Raw genomic sequence first — 21,180 nt, 5'->3', positions numbered from 1 at the left:
CAATGAAAAAATTACTTATTATTGCAGCGGCACTGAGTCTTGCTGCTTGCTCAAAAGTAAACTTAGAAAATTATGAAAAGATTAAAATTGGTATGGACAAAACAGAAGTTGAAGCTCTTTTAGGCAGTGCTGATAATTGTGTAGAAAAAACACTGCATACTAGTTGTACTTGGGGTAATGACGCTAAAAATATCGAAATTACCTTAGTATCAGACAAAGTAACGCTATACAGCAAAAAAGGACTAACGGATAAATAGTCTAGTTTAGTTTAAGTAAAGAAGAGGAATAACCTGTGTTATTCCTCTTTTTTAGTGTCACTAGTGTAAATTAGCTCTATATTAACAATTTTACTGCGATTTAAAGTGATTTTATAGCGTTGATACAGCGCATTATCAGATTCGGTTAAAACCAATACCATATTTAATTGGTAGCGTCTTTCGACTCCCTGCTTAGAAATTTTATTATTTTCTAAATGGTACAGCTTCCCTTCCCCCTTTTTTAAATAACGTGCAAACGGTGCAAGATTAAATTGCAGTGTTTGCTGTAAGCTATCGTAGCCTGGCAAAAATTCTTTAGCACTGACCCGCGTTTCACTAGCAAAATGCAGCCATTGCGCCGCCTGTTTATTTTGCTGACGACGCTTAGAGAAAATTTTTCTCACTTCTTTAGGGATTTTTTTAAACCGCGTGTATTCTAACCAAATAAACTGGCTCGCTACTTTATCTTTTGTAATACTGTTTTTAAATATAAAGCGCCATTTTGGCCGCCCCCGCACAATAGCACGCCAAATAATACGGGTAATATCTTCTTTAAATATTTCTCTCAGCCCGTAAATAACCCCTAAAATTAAAATCAATGAAGCGGTTATTTCAGTAAAGGTAGAACGCGCATTGAGTATTACCACCATCACAAAGGCCATTATAACAGCCGTTACAGAGCCTTTTACCAAGCGTTTTAAATAACTATTAAGATAGCGTGTTTGGCGCTGTAAAATCACTCCATGCTCTATTAAACGCTGTAATAGGCGCATTTTATTGGTAATTCTGTTGGCGTCTTTAAGTGTTGAGTCAGAATTATATTGTTGCTCTGCTCGGTACTCACTCTCTGACTTACAAAAGTTTAATAAGTCATTTCGCTCTTTAGCGTGATCGCTACTACGCGGCCCTTCATCAAGCAGCTTTAAAAACGTTTGTTCAATCTGCCAGCTTAGGTAGTTATCAGCATTGGTATAAAACGGGATCAGCTTTTCGTTATCAGGGGTGTAACGTCTGAGTTTTCTGAGTAGACTTTGGCTTTGCTCGCAAAGCTCCATAGCCCGCTGATAAAATTCATCGCTTTCTTGAATTTTTAACGCATCTTTAATATCAGCATCAATAGCAAGGCGTACTTGATAACAATATAAATTTAGATTTTGTCGGTAGTCTTGTTGCTCCCCTTTGTTTTTACTCACAAAGCGGCTTCTTACCAATGGAAGATGGATATTATTAGCGTTGTAGGCTACAAAAGATTTAAATTGATTATTAAAGTAAGACTCTTCGCTAAGTGTTTGTGCATTAATACCCATTTCATTTGGGATAGAAAAATAAAGATCGAGACGCTGCTCTGCACGCGGTGATAATTGCGGTTCAATAACAAACGATAAATTTTCGTCTTGCTTTAACAATGATGCCTCCTTTGGTTATCTACCTGAGTTTACGTGCCTCTTTAATTTTGTTCAACAAAAAAGGCCTAGTAAATACTAGGCCTTTTAATGGTTCTAATTAGTTAAAATTAGAATTTAACGTTTACGCTTGCGAAGATACGCGAACCAATTACGTCGTAAAGCTCAGGAACAGTACCCATGTCATTACCACCTAGCACGGTCTCAGGCTCTTTATCAAAGATATTATTCATACCACCTGTTAAACGAACATCGTCGTTTAAGTTGTAGCTCATAGAGATATCATGGTAAACAGTGTCGTCTGTGCTAAAGAATTCGCCATAGTACTCACCGTCCATACCTTTAATGTAACGAGCGTTGTAAAGCACGCTGATATCATCATTAATATCGTAGTTAACTGAAAGGTTTGACTTAATTTCAGAGTAACCACCAATGTTACCATCAATAGTACCTGTGTAATCAATTTCGTCTTGCTCAAACTCAATTAAGTAAGTGGTGTCTAGGTTGATACGGTAGTTATCAGCTGTATAAGAGATATTCCAGTCAATACCTGATGTATCTTGTGCGCCAACATTTGTTAGTGCAGAACTTAATTCAGATAAGTCACCATCAGCTGTAATGTTTACTGCTGCACATGATTGCGTATTTCCAGCAAAACAGTTACGCATTTCATTTTGTACATCTAAACGCGTAATTGCATTAGTGATATCAAACTTCCAGTAATCTAATGTAGTTGATAAACCGTCTGCAACTTCCCACACTAAACCGAACGTGAATGATCTGCTTTCTTCTGCTTGAAGATTATCATCGCTTGTGTAATTAACTTCGATTTGTGGATCTTGCTCGTTACCCCATGGATCTTCTAGGTAATCGAATGAACCTGTATTACCGCCAAACAGCTCAGCAACATTTGGGGCTCTAAAACCAGTAGCAAGTACAGAGCGAACCATAAAGCTATCGGTTACATTCCAAGTAGCACCTAGTTTCCACGTTGTTTCACCACCAAATGTTGAGTAGTTATCGTAACGTGCAGCACCTTCTAGAGTAACTGAATCAAGCACTGGCATAGACGCTTCAAAGTATACAGATTGAACAGAGTAATCACCGTCTGTCGGATCTTGCTGCGCTGCTGTACTTTCGCCTCTTTGAGTAATTAAATCTGGCGTGTAAAAACCACTTTCAAATCTATTTTCTACACCAATTGCGTAACCAATGTCACTTTCTGTAACAGCACTGTATCCCGCAGATAGAATGAACTGCTCATTACCACCTTCGTTTGACTCTGTGTAAAGAGAGTTGCTTGATACTAAAAGCTCACGATTAATTGCATCACCACTGAACCAAAGGGCTTGGTCACCATAAATGCTTTGTTCCATGTTTCCTGCATGGATTGAGTTTTGAACCTTATCTTCTGAGTCATTACGACCGTAAGTTGCACTGATATCCCAGCTTGCATCGTTATCTAAAAGACCTTGCAATGCAACAGACGCTCTGTATGTATCGGTTTTTTGCTCATAGATACGCGGACCTGCATCAACCATTCTGCGACGATACTCTAATGAATCGGCTAATACACCATCTTCATCGATAAATGCATTAGTGTATGTATTACTAAGCTTTGTAGTATCTAAATCAATACTTGCAGGCTGTGGCGCTAACTGCTGGCTTGAATCACGACGTGTGTACATTAAATCAACGTTAAACGTTGTATCTGAATCAAGTTCTTTATTGAAGCTACTGAATACACTGTATAAGTCACTTGGTGTTTGTGCATAGCTTGAAGGTGTGTAGTCATAACAAGTGTCACGATCTTTAAATCCACCTTGGCCATTTGGCGCTTTGCCACCTAAAGTACCTTCTGGAATATAAGAAGAACAACCTGGCTCAACAAATTTACGATCTGATTGAATGATATCGCCACGGTTTGTGTACTGAGCACCAAATACTAGGTTACCGTCAGCCACTTGCATACCATGAAGTAAACTAACACCATAGTTTGTGCCATCGCCTTTGGTAGTTTGACTACCTTCAACGTTTACTTCAGAGCCTTCAAAATCTTTTTTCGTGATGATATTTACAACACCAGCGATAGCATCTGAACCGTAAACAGCTGATGCACCATCTTTTAAGATTTCGATTGATTTAATCATTGCAACTGGAATCGTATTTAAATCAACAGAAGAATCGGCACCAGTGCCTGATGAAACCATACGACGGCCATTTAATAAAACCAGAGTACGCTGTGCACCCATACCACGAAGATTAACTGTAGCAGAGCCACCAGAGCCATTGTTACTAGTTCCACCTAAGCTCATACCTGCAGCTGACGGTTGGTTTGAAAGCACATCAGCAACTGAGGTGTAGCCACTTTTAGCAATAAAGTCATCACCAATTACAGTGATTGGACTAGCCGTTTCCATATCAGTACGGTTAATGCGAGAACCCGTTACTTGAATTTTTTCAATTGACTTTGCTGCTTCGTCTGCAGCTAAAACCTGAACACTTGAGAACATTGGGATTGCTGCAATTACAGCTAAACCAAGAGTTGATTTTTTCATGGATGAACCCTACTTGTTGAAAATTTACCTAAATTGGTAATGCCCACTTTTATGAGAATTGTGAGTGAGCGAGAGCAACTTAGGCGCCTTTAACTGAATGAAAACTTAACGAGGGAATGATAAATAAACAACACTGATTGAGGCGTCCTACGAAAGGAACAAAGGTTACAACATGTTTCATTGTTAATTAATAAAAACACATAAAAATCAAGAGCTAAAACAACATCAATCACATAAAAAACACAGCTGAAATCAAATGAGTAGAGTTTGTAATCAAATGTAATTATCACAATAATGTGCCCTAAACAGGAAAATTAACATGTTAATCACAGCTCGTTATTAAAACGGTAAAACTAGGTGTTAATTACTAACCATATTTATGCAAGTAGATTGTTTATTTAGTCTGAATAATTTTGCTATATGCTTTAACCAGGTAAATTTTATGCTTATAGTGGATTACGAGCTCACTACACATTAATAAAAAACAGCTGTTAAATCGACGAGGGCTTTATAAATGTATTTGTGAGTAATAAAGGATGGCTATAATCTTTAAAGCAAGTAGATGTGTAAAAGGGATACTTATTTATTAAGTTAAAATACTTACACTAACAGACGTGCTTCAGTTTCAGGTAACTACTACATGTTAGGTAAAGGACAATGGGCTTTGCCACTAGAGTTATACGGAAATAGCGTAGTTGAAAAACTACACCATAGTAAAAACTTTCAATAAGTGACGTTAAAATAGTAATCAACATTACTACTTATGCCAGTATTTTTATTGCTAGTAGTAAGTACAAGCTTCCACACCATATTTTGCTCTGAGCAAATCCCAACCATAGTATCGGCCAACCAAATATTCCCTTGCTCGATAAACTGCAATGGAATGTAACCCATATACATAGTTACCCCCTCCAATTTAGCCGCTGTTATTGTTAGATCATTAGGTAAGTGAGCATAAATTGAAAACGGTGTCTCTGGTGATAAGATTTCTTCGCTTAACCAAACCTTAACTTGATTTTCAAAATGACATGGTTTGTTATTTTTACACTCGGTTTGCGATTGGCTTACTTTTGCTGTTGATGTTGATGTTGATCCAGAAAAGTCACAACCTAGTAAAAATAATAGAAAAGAAAGTAAGCATACTCTATATATATACATGCAGGTTCTCAAATATCTAATGTATGGGCCCAACATTTAGGGCAAGTTGGTTGATTATCGGCTTTAATGAGTGAGTAAGGTACAAATCACCTCAAAAAATAGACAGCAACTCAATAAAGTTTGATTGATGTCATATTATTACGCAATTGACCTATCTTTTTAAGGCCAAAAAATTTATCATTTCAACCGCAAAAAAAACAAGTATTTCTTGAGATTATTATCTTTAACAACCACATATTGTGGGGTTTAGATAGTATACTTTGGAATAATAGTAGGTCCTACTTTAACAAGTAGGTAATTCATTTCTAAACGCATTTATTGCAGCGGAAGCCAGAAAATGAGCCAAACAGTAGCATCACAAACTGAGTACAATTATAAAGTTGTACGCCAATTCGCTATTATGACAGTGATTTGGGGCATCGTTGGCATGGGTATTGGGGTTCTGATTGCTGCCCAACTAGCTTGGCCAGCACTTAACTTTGACACACCATGGTTAACTTACTCTCGACTTCGTCCGTTACACACGAACGCAGTAATTTTCGCATTTGGCACAAGTGCTCTTTTTGCGACGTCTTATTACGTCGTACAACGTACATGTCAAACGCGCCTTCTTTCAGATAAATTAGCCGCCTTCACCTTTTGGGGTTGGCAGTTAGTGATTGTTCTAGCAGCAATTACTCTACCTATGGGTATTTCAAGTTCTAAAGAGTATGCAGAACTTGAGTGGCCTATCGATATCTTAATTGCTGTTGTTTGGGTAACGTACGCTATTGTATTTATGGGTACTATTGCTAAACGTAAAGTGGCTCATATTTATGTAGCTAACTGGTTCTATGCTGGTTTCATTATTACTGTTGCAGTACTTCATATTGTTAACAGCATGGCTGTTCCTGTCTCACTAACTAAATCATACTCAATTTACGCCGGTGCGGTTGATGCAATGGTTCAGTGGTGGTACGGACACAATGCTGTAGGTTTCCTTCTTACTGCTGGCTTCTTAGGTATGATGTATTACTTTGTACCAAAGCAAGCGGGTCGTCCAGTTTACTCATACCGTTTATCGGTTGTTCACTTTTGGGCTCTTATCTCGCTTTACATTTGGGCAGGTCCTCACCACCTTCACTACACTGCGCTTCCTGATTGGACGCAAAGCTTAGGTATGGTGATGTCTATTATCTTATTCGTGCCGTCTTGGGGGGGTATGATCAACGGTATTATGACACTTTCAGGTGCATGGCATAAGTTACGTACTGACCCAGTACTTCGTTTCTTAGTGGTTTCATTGTCTTTCTACGGTATGTCGACGTTTGAAGGCCCAATGATGGCAATTAAATCTGTAAATGCGTTATCGCACTACACAGATTGGACTGTAGGTCACGTACACTCAGGTGCATTAGGTTGGGTTGCAATGATTTCTATCGGTGCAATTTACCACCTTATCCCTGCGTTATTCTCGCAAGGTCGTATGTACAGCATTAAATTGATCAATACACACTTCTGGTTACACACTGTGGGTGTTGTTTTATACATTGTTGCAATGTGGATTTCAGGTGTAATGCAAGGCCTAATGTGGCGTGCAGTTAACTCTGACGGTACATTAATGTACAGCTTTGTTCAGTCGTTAGAAGCCTCTCATCCTTTCTATGTTATGCGTTTCTTAGGCGGTGTATTCATCGTTACAGGTATGCTGGTTATGGCTTATAACGTTTATCGTACAGTTTCAGCGAAAAATAACTCGTTAGAACTTGATGAACAAGCGCAGTTAGCATAACGGAGTCAGATAATGAGCAATAAAAATTCGCAAAATAAACACGAAATTATCGAGAAAAATATCGGCCTTATGGCCATCTTGACTGTTTTCGCAATCAGCTTTGGTGCATTGGTAGAAATTACTCCGCTAATGTTCCAAGACGACACAACTAAACCCGTTGATGGGTTACGCCCGTTAAATGCGCTAGAGTTTGAAGGTCGTGACATCTATGTGCGTGAAGGTTGCGCTAACTGTCACTCACAGATGATTCGTCCATTTCGTGATGAAGTCGAGCGTTACGGTCATTACTCGGTTGCGGGTGAATCAGTATGGGATCACCCGTTCCTGTGGGGCTCTAAACGTACTGGTCCTGACTTAGCACGTGTAGGTAAACGTTACTCAGACGACTGGCATTATGCGCACTTAATTGACCCTCGTGCAGTTGTTCCTGAGTCGAATATGCCAGGCTTCCCTTGGTTAGCAGAGAACACGCTTGATACAAGCTTAACTCTGAAAAAGCTACAAATTTTCCGTGACACGTTTGCTATTAACCCAGAAAACCCAAAACACCCGGGTTTAGGTTATGGCAGTGACGAGGAATTAATCGCTGACATTGCTAAAGTTGACGCAATGAATGACGGTAAAGGTGCAACAGAAATGCAAGCCCTTATTGCTTATTTGCAACAACTTGGCACACATTTGAAGTAGATTATTATGGACTACGGGACATACAGAGGCATTTTGACTCTGGTAATTTTAGTATTATTTATTGTGATTGTTGGATGGGCATATAGTAAGCGCAGTAAAAGTCGTTTTAAAGACGCTGCTAATGTCATATTTGAAGATGAAAAAAAACACAACAATACACTCTCTAACGAGGAAAAGGGGTCTGAGAAATGACTAGCTTTTGGAGTATATGGGTTATTGTATTAACCCTTGCATGCTTAATCATTATCTTTGGTCTACTAGTTTGGAACTTAAAAAACTATGTAGGCGTAAAAGAAGGTGAAAGCTGTGGACATGAGTTTGACGGCATTGAAGAATTGAACAATCCACTACCAAAATGGTGGACATACATGTTCTTCGCAACGTTTGTATGGTCTGTTTATTACTTAGCAGCTTACCCGGGTTTAGGTAACTGGGAAGGCTTAGCAAAGTGGACCAGCTCAAACCAAGGTGTTACTTCTTTAACTGAATCGAAAGAAGCAGTCATTGATGCTAAAGAAGATGGCCGCTTTGTAAAGCTAGATGCAGAATATCGTGCTGCTGAAGAGCGTTTTGGCCCAATTTTCAATGAATTGGCACAAATCTCTGTTACTGATTTAGTAGAGTCTAAGTTTGCTGGTGATGCAGCACAGCAAGTAGCACTAGAGAACGGTACTAAACATGAGCAAACGCAAGGTCAACTAGCGGTTGAAATTGGTCAGCGCTTATTTGCTCAAAACTGTGCGCAATGTCATGGCTCTGATGCTCGAGGTGGTACTGGCTTCCCTAACCTAACAGACAAAGATTGGTTATACGGTGGTACACCTGACAAAATCAGAGAAACATTACTTTTAGGCCGTGTTGCAGCAATGCCACCTTGGGGTGATGCATTAGGTGAGCAAGGCGTTAAAGAAATGACAGCTTATGTACTTAGCCTATCTGGTCGTACTGTAAACCAAAAAGATGCCGATGCAGGTAAAGCGAAATTCGCGATGTGTGCAGCATGTCATGGTGCAGATGGTAAAGGTTCAGTAGCACACAACTTACCGTTTGGTGCACCAAATCTAACTGATAACATTTGGTTGTACGGTGGTTCTCAACGTGCAGTTGAAGAAACACTTAACCATGGCCGTGCTGGTGTAATGCCTGCTTGGAAAGAGATTTTAGGCGAAGATAAAATTCACCTATTAACTGCTTACGTTTACAGCTTATCGCAAGATAAATAACGATAAAGTTAACAAAACGTTTCAGTTTTAATCTTTTTATTTCAATAGATTAATACAGATCAAAAAAGCCTCCACTCGGAGGCTTTTTTTTAGTCTTTTCGTTCTATTTATTATAATATAGCCGCACATTAATTAATTTTAGAGCGACTATGCAACCGACTCCGTGGTATAAAAATTTTTGGCCTTGGTTTTTAATCTTCTTTCCATTAGCTGCAATTATTGGCTGCATTAGTTTATTTATTACAGCCATTGGTAACGGCCCAGATATGGTTGTGGACGATTACTATAAAAAAGGCAAAGCAATCAACTTAGAGCTGATTAAGTTTGATAAAGCAAAAGCCTTGTATTTACATGGTGACCTAAATGTATCTGATGAGCGAGTAAGCTTTAAATTTACTAAAGGCGATACCAGTAATATCCACGCGCTAAAATTATCGTTTTTTCATCGCACTATAAAAGCTCATGATTTTGAAGCTACCCTCACTCCAAATGCTAATCAAGAGTTTACTGCATTATTAGAAAGCTACACGCCTGGTGCTTACTCAGTGTTTATTGAGCCTGTTGATGCTAGTTGGAAAATGAAAGAAAGTATTACTTTACCAACCACAGCCACCGTTTTAGTTACTCCTAATTATAAGTAGTATTTAGTATGTCTAAAAATTGCTTTCATTGTCTTGAAAGTGTGCCAGCAGGGTTTGACGCACACGTTATTATAGACAATACCGCTGAGCCAATGTGTTGCATTGGCTGTCAAGCGGTTGCTCAAAACATCATTGACCAAGGAATGACCGACTACTACAAATACCGCACCGTAAGTGCCGGCAAAGTAGAGCAACTTGTCCCTGAACAGCTCGCTTTTATTAAAAGTTATGACAATGAAGATATCCAAGATGAGTTTATTAGTACGCACAACGACAACTCTGAGGTATTACTGAGTGTTGAAGGTATAACCTGCGCCGCCTGTGCCTGGCTAATTGAAAAGCAATTATTGAACCTTAAATCGGTAAAACGCGTTGATGTAAATACCTCAACAAATCGTGCCATGATCCACTGGGATAAAAGTGCCACGCCTTTAAGTGAGCTAATTACCTCATTGGCTGAAATAGGCTATAAAGCTTACCCCTTCCAATCAGATTTAGAAGCCCAGCAAAAGCAACAAACAGCCAAAGCGTATATTCGCCGCCTTGGTGTCGCAGGCTTGATGACCATGCAAGTGATGATGTTTGCCTTTGCAATGTACTTCGGCATGTTCTCTGGAATGGATAGCAACTTTGAACAGTACTTTAGATGGATCAGTTTAATTCTAGCCACTCCAGTCATTTTATACAGCGCCCTTCCCTTTTTAAGTAACGCAATTAACGGCTTAAAGGCAAGGCAGCTGAATATGGACTTACCAGTATCATTGGCTATTTTTGGTGCTTATGGCGCCAGCTGTTATGCCACCGTAATGGAAGTAGGCGAAGTTTACTTTGAATCTATTTGTATGTTTACCTTTTTACTCTTACTAGGTAAATACTTAGAATTTAGAGCGCGTTTAAAGGCCAGTGAATTCACTGCCAACTTGCAAAAGTTGTTACCCCTTACTGCACGAACGCTCGATGAGCAAGGTAATGAGCACATCATTGCCGCCAAAAAACTCAAACTTAACGATATTGTGTTAATAAAGGCTGGCGAAACCATTCCTGCTGATGGCATATTGGTTAAAGGCAGTACCAGTGTTGATGAGTCTATGATGACCGGCGAACATCAACCAGTACGAAAGTATATTGATCATAATGTGTATGCAGGCACGGTTAACCATGATGGTATTATTGAAATAAAAATCAATAAACTAGGCCAAAACACCCTACTTAATCAAATTATTCGCCTGCAACATAATGCCCTAACAAAACGCCCAAGACTGGTTGAAATTACCGACAAAGTAGCGCAGTGGTTTGTTGCTGTATTATTGGTGTTTGCCTCTCTAACCGCCATTGGTTGGTACCAGGTAGACCCTGATGTTGCTTTTTGGATCACTATATCGGTGTTAGTGGCCACTTGCCCGTGCGCATTAAGCTTAGCAATTCCGACCGCATTAACGTGTGCTGTAGCAACCTTAACCCGCAAAGGTATACTAATTAAGCAAGCACATGTGCTAGAAACCCTATCAAAGCTCACTTTATTTGCCTTTGACAAAACAGGTACGCTTACACAAGGTAAATTTAGCCTCGACGTGGTTGACATACTTGATGATAACTACAGCAAAGAACAAATTCTTGATATTGCAGCCCAGCTTGAAAGTTACTCTGAACATCCTATTGCCAGTGCATTTAAGGAGTTTAAAGGGCAACGTAAATTTGACGATGTACAACTGCACCCAGGCATTGGGATAAGCGCTCAGTTCGATAATACCCATTACGCTATTGGTAAAAGTGGCTGGTTTGACACAAAAAAAACCAACGCACAAGCAACGCTTTACATAAACAAGCAGGCTGTTGCACGCTTTTACTTTGTAGATAAAGTTAAAGCTGATGCCGATAAGCTCATTAATGTTTTACAAGCGGCTAACCTTAGTTGCCATATGCTAACTGGTGATGCATCTGATGCCGGTGCCAAAGTCGCTAAAAAATTAAAGCTTGATTCAGTACTTGCAAGCTGCAGTCCAAAAGATAAACAAGTCGCAGTTGAACGCTGGTCATCGCAAGGTGAAATTGTTGCTATGGTTGGTGATGGCGTAAACGACAGCCCAGTATTTGCCAGCGCCCATTTATCTATCGCCATGGAAACCGGTGCCGATATATCTAAAAATAGTGCTGATGTTGTATTGCTAAACAGTGACTTAGCTTCTATCTCGCATTTGTTAACTATTGCTAAACAAACACGACGTATAATTAAGCAAAACTTGGCGCTTTCTTTATTATATAATGGCTCTATATTACCGCTAGCGGCTATGGGCTTAGTTGCGCCATGGATGGCCGTTATTGGTATGTCTGCCAGCTCTATTATTGTGATATGTAATTCACTAAGGCTATTAAAGTTATGAGCATAATTTATATTTTAGTTCCTATCGCTATTTTGTTTGTATTAATTGCTATTGGCGTATTTTTTTGGGCAGTAAAAGGCGAGCAATTCTCTGATTTAAACAAGCAAGGCCATAGTATTTTGTTTGAAGACGACAAAGAGCAGCACAATAAAAGTAATGATTGACCCTATTTTTGTTAGCGCTTTTTTAATGGGCTTAATTGGCAGTGGTCATTGCATTGCTATGTGTGGTGGTATTGCCAGCTCATTGCAACTTGCCAGCAATAAACGTCAAACGTGGTTATATTCTCTAGCTTATAACAGCGGTCGAGCTTTAAGTTATATGCTAGCAGGAGCCCTTGTTGCGGGTATTAGTAGCCAGTTTGCTACGCAAAATTCTGCCTTTTCATTATTTTTGTTATTTTTAGCCGGTATTTTTATGTTACTGGTTGGCGTTTATATTATGCGCCTAGCCGCCACCTTACAGTGGCTCGAAAAACTAGGTAAAACCCTCATTTGGCAGCACTTAATTAAACTTAATAAGTATTTAATGCCCATTGATTCGCCTCTAAAAGCGCTTGGTTATGGTGCGTTATGGGGCTGGTTACCGTGCGGTTTAGTATATTCTGCACTTACTTGGGCAATGACCAGTGGCAGTGCCATTAATGGTGCTTTAGTTATGCTGGCATTTGCCCTAGGCACATTTCCTGCCATGATCACCTTAGGCATGGCTGCACAAAAGCTAAATAGGCTTTTTAATCACCCATGGACACGAATAACATTAGGCAGTGTTATCATTTGGTATGGTATCTACCTCCTGATCATTGCAACAGATAAGCTAGTGCATTAACATTATAAAATGTCGTGCATAGAAATTTAACGGATTGAACTTATGGATTTTTCTCAAAGTCGTGCTAAAGGTAATTGTGCCATTAGCTGTAATAACTGCAGTATTAGCCAGTTATGTTTACCATTTTCTTTAAATGGCCAAGAAATGGATAAACTTGATGAGATCATTGAGCGAAAAAAACCATTACACAAGGGTGACTACTTATTTGAATCGGGCGCGCCTTTAAATGCAATTTTTGCGGTTCGTTCAGGTTCGTTTAAATCGTATACTTTGTCTGAGCAAGGCGATGAACAAATTACCGGCTTTCACTTAGCTGGCGACCTTGTTGGGTTTGATGCCATCAATAAAATGCAGCACCAAAGCTTTTCTCAAGCACTAGAAACCTCAATGGTATGTGAAATCCCCTTTGATACACTTGACGAACTCGCTGGTAAGTTGCCTAAGCTTCGCCAACAAATTATGCGTTTAATGAGTAGTGAAATAACTTACGACCAAGAAATGCTGCTATTACTTAATAAAAAGTCTGCCGAAGAACGTCTAGCGAGTTTTATTTATAATTTATCAGAGCGTTTTGGTGAGCGTGGTTTTTCACGTAAAGAATTTAGATTTACCATGACCCGCGGTGAAATTGGCAACTACCTTGGTTTAACTGTTGAAACCATTAGCCGTTTATTGAGTCGTTTTCAAAAAGCTGACTTAATTAAAGTAGAAGGTAAGTTTATTACTATTTTAGATAATGACGCGCTTGCAAAAACAGCTGCGATTGTAAAGCCACGTTAATAATAGCTTCTCATTTTAAAATTAATCTCCCCCTGAATTGGAGCGTAATTATTTGCAATTATGCTCTATCTCTACTAACACTTTGGGTAGAGGTATTACCCATTCACTTTTAAGAGTCGATGAATAGAATAATTACTTGTCTGGCTCATTTTGTAATATAAAAGTAACTACGTCCTATTAAACTCTTATATAGAAGGACAATCTCATGCCTAATTCTTTATTTCTATTTATTGCTCTTTCTTTAAGTCTTTTATTTAGTAGCCAAGCATCGAGCTCAATGATCCCCGATGATGGCATTGATGACTCACAAGCACTAAAAGACTTGATTTTAAACACTGCAGAAAATTCTGAGCTTAAAATAGACAAGCCTGGAGTTTACGATATATGTTCAGCTATTATCGTCAGAAATCTTAACAATATTGTTATTACAGCTAATGCTGGCGTTATACTAAAAAAGTGTGACCAATTTGAAGGAGAGTATATTTTATCCTTTTATAATTCACGCTTCATAGAAATTAATGGCTTTATTTTTGAAGGGTTAACTAAAGACACGCTTAACTACGCCTGGGGAGAGCAAGGTATCCTCTTTGCAGGTTCTGCAGATATTTCAATACATCACAATCAATTTTTTGATTTTGGCGATGCAGCAATAAGAGCAACTTCCTCAAAGCGTTCATCGTATAATGCCCCTATCAACTCTTTCAGAGTAAAAATTAGTAATAACTATTTTAAAAATGTTACCCAAGTGACCACAACTCACCCATGGAGTGAAAACTATGGTGGTACACATGATATTACAATTGAAAGCAATGTATTTGAAGCTCTAAAAGGTTCCTTAAAACTAGCCACTAGAAAACCTGTTTCTAAAGCTTTAATAAAATATAATACCTTTAAAAAAACTAAAGGCACAGCAATTGAATTAACCTATTATTCGGATGTTAAGATCATTTCAAATACCTTCATAGACACTGATAAGTTTATCCTCAATGCTTACCCTAATAAACCAGAAAGTGTGACGGAGCCTTTTAATTGGGGAAGTATTTATTTTACTCACAACACAGTTTTACGTTCTAAGGGAGGCATTAGAATACAGTCAGATGTAACCGGCGAGCTAATAGATGATAAATACGTAAGAGGCATTTATATCAATAACAATCACTTTATTGACGTTGATATGACTGTTTACCCTGAAAAGAAATATTGGTATCTTATTAACTTATTCAGTAGAGGTGGAAAGAGTTATCTGTTTTCTACCATTAAAGATAACGTTTATAACTTACTACCTGAAGTGGGCTTTGTGAAAAAAACGAGTGGATTCACCGTAGAAGACAACACTTCAATAAAACCTGAGGATAATTAAATTTTTATAAAGCACTACATGCTTTTATCCAAGATAAAAAGTTTTAAAATTAGAGAAACTTTATTTCTTGATATAGAACAATAATCTTAGTGCTACCCCCTTTAACTGTTGTGTATTTGCGTTACACTGAATGTATAACTGTTAAGTGAATGGAGTAGCACAATGGAAACGATTAAACGTATTATCGCGGTTATTGACCCAACTAAAGACGATCAAAATGCCCTCGCGCGTTCAATAGATTTAGCCAGAAAATCGGGTGCGAGCATTACCGCCTTTATGACGGTTTATGATTTCTCTTACGAAATGACTACTATGCTATCAGGCGATGAACGTGAAGCAATGCGTCAAGCCGTCCTCAAAGATCGCGAGCTATGGCTTAAAGATCTGGTCTCTCCTTATCAAAATATTAATATTGATACGCAAGTTATTTGGCATAATCGCCCATACGAGGCAATAATTAATACCGTTATCAATGATAAATACGACTTAGTTATCAAAGGTACGCATCAACACGGCGCACTAAAAGCGGTTATTTTTACTCCTACAGACTGGCACTTAGTAAGAAAGTGTCCAACTCCCGTTTTATTTGTCAAAGATATGCAATGGCCAGCACAGGGGAATATTTTAGCTGCAGTAAATGCAGTCAGTGAAAATGAGCAGCACTTATCACTTAATAAACGCATAATTAAAGATGCACAATTTTTATGTGAACTGGCTAATGCTAAACTTAACTTAGTCAATGCCTACCCTGCTACACCAGTAAATATTGCCATAGAAATCCCAGAATTTAACCCTGGGCTTTACAATGAATCAGTTAAAAAACATCATATTGAATCAACCAATGAACTAGCTAACGAGTTTAACCTAACCTCTGATCAATGCTTTATTGAAGAGGGATTGCCAGAAGATGTGATACCGGATGTTGCAAGTCGTTTAAATAGTGAGTTAGTGGTTATTGGCACTGTTGGGCGTACTGGCTTAAGTGCTGCATTAGTGGGTAACACCGCTGAGCATGTTATTGACAGCCTCGATTGTGATGTACTGGCATTGAAACCTGATGGCTATGTAAGTCCACTCGCAGAAAGTTAACGTTTGCTGTAGCTGTGATATTACATATGGCATATAATACGCCCCTTTATTTTTAGCAATTAATTTTGCCGTACTGTTTTATAAGGGGGCGTAGTGTCTCATTCTGCTCAAGCCAAAGCTCAACACAACTTAAATAAGCTTCAAAAGCGTTTACGCCGCCTCACAGGTCAAGCTGTCATGGATTTTAACATGATAGAAGAAGGTGATCGTATCATGGTGTGCTTATCGGGCGGAAAAGACAGTTACACTATGCTCGATATGCTGCAACATTTACAGCGTGTTGCCCCTATCAAGTTTGATCTTTTTGCGGTTAACCTTGACCAAAAACAACCAGGCTTCCCTGAGCATGTACTGCCTGAATACCTTGATAATTTAAATATTGAATACAAAATTGTCGAAGAAGATACCTACAGTATTGTTACCGATATTATTCCTGAAGGTAAAACAACGTGCTCACTTTGCTCTCGTCTACGCCGTGGTATTTTATATCGTACAGCTAAAGAGCTAGGCGCTACTAAAATCGCACTGGGTCATCACCGCGATGACATGATAGAAACCTTGTTTTTAAATATGTTTTATGGCGGCAAACTCAAAAGTATGCCGGCTAAACTAATGAGCGATAATGGTGAACACATGGTTATTCGCCCATTAGCTTATTGTAAAGAAGCCGATATTAGTCAATACGCATTTAGTCAAGGCTACCCTATTATTCCGTGTAACTTATGTGGCTCACAAGAAAACCTACAACGTAAGCACACCAAGAACATGCTAGAACAATGGAATAAAGAGCACCCAGGGCGTATAGAAAGTATTTTTACTGCCATGCAAAATGTTGTACCTTCGCATTTAGCTGATAACCAATTGTTTGATTTTGCTAATCTGCAAACCGGTGACGTTATTGATGGTGGCGACATTGCGCTAGATAAACCAGATATTCCAAAAGCGCCGGTTAATCCTGAACAAGATGAAACAGACCAAGCCGACGTGGTTACAATTAATTTAAGCTAATTTTTTAAGGGTTTGCAGTAATGCAAACCCTTCACTCTGTTCTATGCTGCTACCTACCGGCAGCTAATCCTTGTAAAAACTCTAAACTCTGCAATTCTTGTTTATTCGCCTGATAAGGCAGCTGCTGTAAGCTATCGTAAGCAAAATCTTCAATAGTAAACTCACTCACTTTACTTTGCCCAAAGCTGTTTCGCTCACCTGGGCTTGGCGACATACGTTCAATAACAAAGTCGCTCAACCGCAAATCATTCGTTTGCTTAGGCAAAACAGACCAATGCGCTTTAAAATCAATTTGTTCGCTGCCCTCATCTAAACGAGCTTTAGCAACTAAATGTGCTAATGGCGAAGTACCACTGTATAAGTTAGCTCTTAAGCGATATAAGCCACTTTTTATCACCGTTAAGTTAGCAGGCACTATCATATTATCATTACGTGGATATGCGTTATCAAAGCTAGTTAGGGTTGCACTAGGCGGCATATATTGTATTTGTGCCACCACAGGGACCATTTTACCCACAATGTCGGCCTCAACTAATAACTGTAAATTGCGAGGATAGTCTTCCTCACCTTTAAACGTAATTACAAGTTCATTGTCTCGAGCAACACCACTGTGTGTTTTTAACGGCTGTTTAGTATCCGTATCACTGAGTGTTACCTGTGCTTTACCTAAATTTTGTGCGCTTATGGTTAATTCAATTGCTTGCGGATAGACATAGCGATATTGAGATAAACTTAAGGTTAACTCCCCGCCTTGCTCTCCTACTGGGCTAGTAACCGGGAAAAACTGATTTGGCTTTAGCCGGTCTTCATCATATACCGTTAAAGGTTGCGAATAAGGCGGGAATACTAAGTTTTGTTGATATTGCTGCGCCACCGCCGATGCTGCTTTAGCTATATCTTCATTAAACTCATGCTGCTCTTCAGGCATTTTTTTTATGCTTGATTTAACTGCTGGTACCTCTGATTTTGCCGACATAGCCGCAAGTTCAGGTGTTTTATTATGCTCTTTAGCTGTTGTTTGCGAAGCTGAATAACTAGCATTACCTTGACCTAAAAACCACATCAAGCCGGCAACAATAATCACTAAAGCAATAACGTAGGATTTTTTCATTGTTATTTATCCTATAACATCAATTCGCAATAGCAGATAATCACTTTTAGAACGTAAACCTGATGCTATTTGCATTCAGGTTTTCTTACCTAAAAATAAATAACTGCATAAAGCGAATTGGTATCAAAAGCGTGCAGCATATAAAGCCGCACGCACAATCACCTTTATGGGATCACATTATATATGAGCGTTGAAGCACTCAAATTATCAGAGTCTTTTACATAACGGTATTGTTTTTTCCAAAACCAACTACCGGTAGTTTCATCGACAGTTTCATATCCTAATGTATCGCCAGCCACGCTAATATTATTCATTGCCACCGTTACATTACCTTGGTGCTGCGCTTGTTGAATTTCGTTATGGCTGTAACTGTTAGTCATCATTAATGGATAATGGTATGGCATGAAGCTACTAACAGCATCACCTTGTGAAGTTAAACGCCCATTGGTGTCAATATTGGCACTACAACTACCAAATGAGCTTACCGAGCTTGCGCCACATGATGAGTGAGTAGCGACTACCGAATCATCGTTACCACGCAAAAAGCCAGCCGTTAAACCTAAGTATGCATTACCATCGGCCACAAAGCGTAAACGCGGTGTGCGCGCATCAGGTAATGGCGCGATTCTACGTGCATTATTAACTTTTAAATCATGTAATACGCCAACCGCCTCGTTAACTTCACTGCCTAGCCACCAAGTTAATGCAGCGTCTACAGCAAAATTCCACGATGCGCCGGTTAACGCACTCACCGCTAAGTCGGCTAATTCACTACCACCACCAGCACCTGCTAAATCAAAGGTAGCAATAATATTAAGCGGTTTTAAACCCGCGTTTTCTAGCCAGTTTTCCTGGTTATCTATAATATATCGGGCAACTAAGTCACCGGTAGAGTGGGTTACAAACACGCAGCCTGGCTCGCATAAATTTGAGCGAGAGATCTGTTGTAGCTTGGGCCATACCCAATCTGTAGTAATTTTTCCTTCTATTCGTTCATACGCAGGCCAGTCAATGCGCTCGTCGGCACGGTTTACCCAATAAGACTGCCAATAGCTTTGGCCATCGTTTACTACATCACTACCTGCTTTATTGGTAAGCTGGGATACTTGCAAACCATGAATTAAAACTACTTTATACTCTTTACTAAGCGCAGAAAAACTCATTAAGAGCCCTATTGCTGCTGCAAATAAAGTCGCGCGTTTAAAAGTGTGTGTGTTGTTCATATTAATCCTTAACTGATTGAATATTTTTATTATGCTTAGCTTGTTACACGCTGTTGTCAGTGCATGGTAAAAGCAATGCATTGACCAGTATTGGGAACAAATCTAAAAAATGCAACATTTTGTTATCATTTTCACCGTTAAAGCTAAATATTTGCGTTAAAATACGACAAAAGCGCCAAACTATTGTGTTAAACAAAATAGCTTTATCCCCTTCTTAAGCAGTATCAATAAACTTTCTTTTAACTGTGGTTAACTATTAAACAACACTACTTTTTATTAATGTAATAGCGTAAGTTAATTACACACGATGAAAACCAAGGAATTAAAATGATAAAAAAAATAATTTTTGGCAGTGTTTTATTTACTGCAATTTCAGCGCCTAGTTTTGCTAGTAGTATTAACACCCAACTTGAACAAGCAACACAAAGTGTAAGTGAAAAAGTCATTACATGGCGTCGCCATTTGCATCAATATCCAGAGCTGAGTAATCGCGAATTTGAAACCGCGAAGTACATTACTAACCATTTAAAATCACTGGGGCTTGAAGTACAAACTGGTGTTGGGCATACCGGAGTTGTGGCTAAATTAAGCGGTGGTAAAAAAGGCCCTTTAATCGCCCTTCGTGCCGATATGGATGCTTTACCCGTTACCGAACAAGTTGATTTACCCTTTGCCTCTAAACAAACCTCAACCTATCGTGGTAATGAAGTAGGCGTTATGCATGCCTGCGGGCACGACACTCATGTTGCTATTCTAATGGCCGTAGCAGAGACACTGGTAAAAATTAAAGAGCAGTTAGCGGGTGAAGTACTGTTTGTATTTCAACCCGCTGAAGAAGGCGCCCCCGAGGGAGAAGAAGGAGGCGCAGAGCTAATGCTAAAAGAAGGTTTATTTAAACAAAAACCTGAAGCGGTGTTTGGCTTGCATGTCACCAGCTCACTTAATACTGGTCAAATTGGCTTTAGAGAAGGGCCTCTAATGGCCAGTGAAGACTCTTTCACAATTAACGTAACGGGTCGTCAAACTCATGGTTCACGCCCTTGGAATGGTGTAGATCCCATTGTTGCTTCATCACAAATTATAATGGCAACTCAAACAATCGCCTCTCGCCAAGTAGATGTAACTAAAGCGCCTTCTGTTATTTCATTTGGCGCGATTAACGGCGGCATACGCTCAAATATAATCCCTGATAGCGTCGAGCTAATTGGTACAATTAGAACCTTTGATCAAACTATGCGCGCCGATATTAAAAAACGTTTAGCTAAAACCGCTGAGCTGGTTGCCGAATCCGCTGGTGCAAAAGCTGATGTGCATATAGATCACGGCTACCCTGTAACAGTAAATAATGTTGCACTGACTCAAAAAATGACCCCTACGCTTGCCCGTATTGCTGGCGCTGACAACATTATTTCCACAGATTTGATTACCGGTGCAGAAGACTTTAGTTATTATGCGCTAGAAACACCTGGACTGTTTTACTTTTTAGGCGTCACTCCAAAAGATCAAAACGCTAAAACAGCGCCAAGTAATCATTCACCTCAGTTTTATGTTGACGAAAATGCCTTACAACTTGGCGTAAAATCATTATCTCAACTGGTCGTTGACTACTTACAATAACAACCCATCATAGAAGCACAGGGCTAATAACCTTGTGCTTGTAAAGCTAGGGTCTGTTGACCTTTGCGGATTAATATTTGTTCAA

General features: G+C 39.2%; 19 protein-coding genes. 14 read left to right on the top strand and 5 right to left on the bottom strand.

The window, feature by feature from the left end; genetic code table 11:
* Positions 1-2 precede the first annotated feature (2 nt).
* Entirely contained in the window at positions 3-257 is a 255-nt protein-coding gene (locus tag ACNSN3_RS05270) for a lipoprotein (protein ID WP_036983007.1), read from the top strand.
* A 38-nt stretch (positions 258-295) separates the two neighbouring features.
* Here ACNSN3_RS05270 and ACNSN3_RS05265 read toward each other — a convergent pair whose 3' ends face one another.
* The 3 genes from ACNSN3_RS05265 to ACNSN3_RS05255 form a co-directional block, all read right to left on the bottom strand.
* On the bottom strand, positions 296-1,663 hold the full coding sequence (locus tag ACNSN3_RS05265; RefSeq protein WP_010389605.1) for a hypothetical protein: 1,368 nt from the start codon (positions 1,661-1,663) through the stop codon (positions 296-298).
* 107 nt (positions 1,664-1,770) lie between these two features.
* Positions 1,771-4,218, bottom strand: coding sequence for a TonB-dependent receptor plug domain-containing protein (locus ACNSN3_RS05260; RefSeq protein ID WP_054200691.1), 2,448 nt, complete (start codon positions 4,216-4,218; stop codon positions 1,771-1,773).
* A gap of 723 nt (positions 4,219-4,941) precedes the next feature.
* The gene (locus tag ACNSN3_RS05255) at positions 4,942-5,376 is read right to left on the bottom strand and encodes a hypothetical protein (protein ID WP_418608705.1); all 435 of its coding nucleotides are present in this window, start codon (positions 5,374-5,376) and stop codon (positions 4,942-4,944) included.
* A gap of 337 nt (positions 5,377-5,713) precedes the next feature.
* On the opposite strand from ACNSN3_RS05255, the gene ccoN reads away from it, so the two are divergent.
* From ccoN to ttcA, 12 genes are all read left to right on the top strand, one after another.
* Positions 5,714-7,147, top strand: a complete 1,434-nt coding sequence (ccoN, locus tag ACNSN3_RS05250) for a cytochrome-c oxidase, cbb3-type subunit I (protein ID WP_013464670.1) — start codon at positions 5,714-5,716, stop codon at positions 7,145-7,147.
* Between the two features lie 12 nt (positions 7,148-7,159).
* Positions 7,160-7,834: a cytochrome-c oxidase, cbb3-type subunit II gene (gene ccoO, locus ACNSN3_RS05245; protein ID WP_418608704.1), complete on the top strand. Its 675-nt coding sequence runs from the start codon at positions 7,160-7,162 to the stop codon at positions 7,832-7,834.
* A gap of 6 nt (positions 7,835-7,840) precedes the next feature.
* Complete coding sequence (locus ACNSN3_RS05240; RefSeq protein ID WP_010389598.1) at positions 7,841-8,026, top strand: cbb3-type cytochrome oxidase subunit 3; 186 nt, start codon at positions 7,841-7,843, stop codon at positions 8,024-8,026.
* Complete coding sequence (ccoP, locus tag ACNSN3_RS05235) at positions 8,023-9,057, top strand: cytochrome-c oxidase, cbb3-type subunit III (protein WP_418608703.1); 1,035 nt, start codon at positions 8,023-8,025, stop codon at positions 9,055-9,057. The genes ACNSN3_RS05240 and ccoP overlap by 4 nt, the downstream gene beginning before the upstream one ends.
* A 149-nt stretch (positions 9,058-9,206) precedes the next feature.
* Positions 9,207-9,698, top strand: a complete 492-nt coding sequence (locus ACNSN3_RS05230; RefSeq protein WP_010389596.1) for a FixH family protein — start codon at positions 9,207-9,209, stop codon at positions 9,696-9,698.
* A gap of 8 nt (positions 9,699-9,706) precedes the next feature.
* Positions 9,707-12,079, top strand: a complete 2,373-nt coding sequence (locus tag ACNSN3_RS05225; RefSeq protein ID WP_418608702.1) for a heavy metal translocating P-type ATPase — start codon at positions 9,707-9,709, stop codon at positions 12,077-12,079.
* On the top strand, positions 12,076-12,243 hold the full coding sequence (gene ccoS / locus ACNSN3_RS05220) for a cbb3-type cytochrome oxidase assembly protein CcoS (protein ID WP_008109812.1): 168 nt from the start codon (positions 12,076-12,078) through the stop codon (positions 12,241-12,243). Before ACNSN3_RS05225 ends, ccoS begins: the two co-directional genes overlap by 4 nt.
* On the top strand, positions 12,236-12,907 hold the full coding sequence (locus ACNSN3_RS05215) for a sulfite exporter TauE/SafE family protein (RefSeq protein WP_418608701.1): 672 nt from the start codon (positions 12,236-12,238) through the stop codon (positions 12,905-12,907). Before ccoS ends, ACNSN3_RS05215 begins: the two co-directional genes overlap by 8 nt.
* Positions 12,908-12,949: 42 nt before the next feature.
* The gene (locus ACNSN3_RS05210; protein ID WP_010389589.1) at positions 12,950-13,687 is read left to right on the top strand and encodes an FNR family transcription factor; all 738 of its coding nucleotides are present in this window, start codon (positions 12,950-12,952) and stop codon (positions 13,685-13,687) included.
* A 205-nt stretch (positions 13,688-13,892) separates the two neighbouring features.
* Complete coding sequence (locus ACNSN3_RS05205; RefSeq protein ID WP_418608700.1) at positions 13,893-15,047, top strand: hypothetical protein; 1,155 nt, start codon at positions 13,893-13,895, stop codon at positions 15,045-15,047.
* 162 nt (positions 15,048-15,209) lie between these two features.
* Positions 15,210-16,136: a universal stress protein UspE gene (gene uspE, locus ACNSN3_RS05200; protein WP_418608699.1), complete on the top strand. Its 927-nt coding sequence runs from the start codon at positions 15,210-15,212 to the stop codon at positions 16,134-16,136.
* Between the two features lie 93 nt (positions 16,137-16,229).
* On the top strand, positions 16,230-17,144 hold the full coding sequence (ttcA, locus tag ACNSN3_RS05195; RefSeq protein WP_010389587.1) for a tRNA 2-thiocytidine(32) synthetase TtcA: 915 nt from the start codon (positions 16,230-16,232) through the stop codon (positions 17,142-17,144).
* Positions 17,145-17,193: 49 nt separating this feature from the next.
* Here ttcA and ACNSN3_RS05190 read toward each other — a convergent pair whose 3' ends face one another.
* On the bottom strand, positions 17,194-18,255 hold the full coding sequence (locus ACNSN3_RS05190; RefSeq protein WP_418608698.1) for a hypothetical protein: 1,062 nt from the start codon (positions 18,253-18,255) through the stop codon (positions 17,194-17,196).
* Between the two features lie 164 nt (positions 18,256-18,419).
* Positions 18,420-19,478 carry a hypothetical protein gene (locus ACNSN3_RS05185; RefSeq protein WP_055011768.1) on the bottom strand — a complete coding sequence of 353 codons (1,059 nt, stop codon included), beginning with the start codon at positions 19,476-19,478 and terminating at the stop codon, positions 18,420-18,422.
* Positions 19,479-19,805: 327 nt separating this feature from the next.
* On the opposite strand from ACNSN3_RS05185, the gene ACNSN3_RS05180 reads away from it, so the two are divergent.
* Positions 19,806-21,095 carry an amidohydrolase gene (locus ACNSN3_RS05180; protein WP_418608697.1) on the top strand — a complete coding sequence of 430 codons (1,290 nt, stop codon included), beginning with the start codon at positions 19,806-19,808 and terminating at the stop codon, positions 21,093-21,095.
* Positions 21,096-21,180 lie beyond the last annotated feature (85 nt).

It is taken from the genome of Pseudoalteromonas sp. US3C1004 (assembly GCF_048401065.1).
Taxonomy (GTDB): domain Bacteria; phylum Pseudomonadota; class Gammaproteobacteria; order Enterobacterales; family Alteromonadaceae; genus Pseudoalteromonas; species Pseudoalteromonas undina.
The sequence above is the reverse complement of the archived record's forward strand: the minus strand, read 5'-3'. Positions and strand labels throughout refer to the sequence as shown.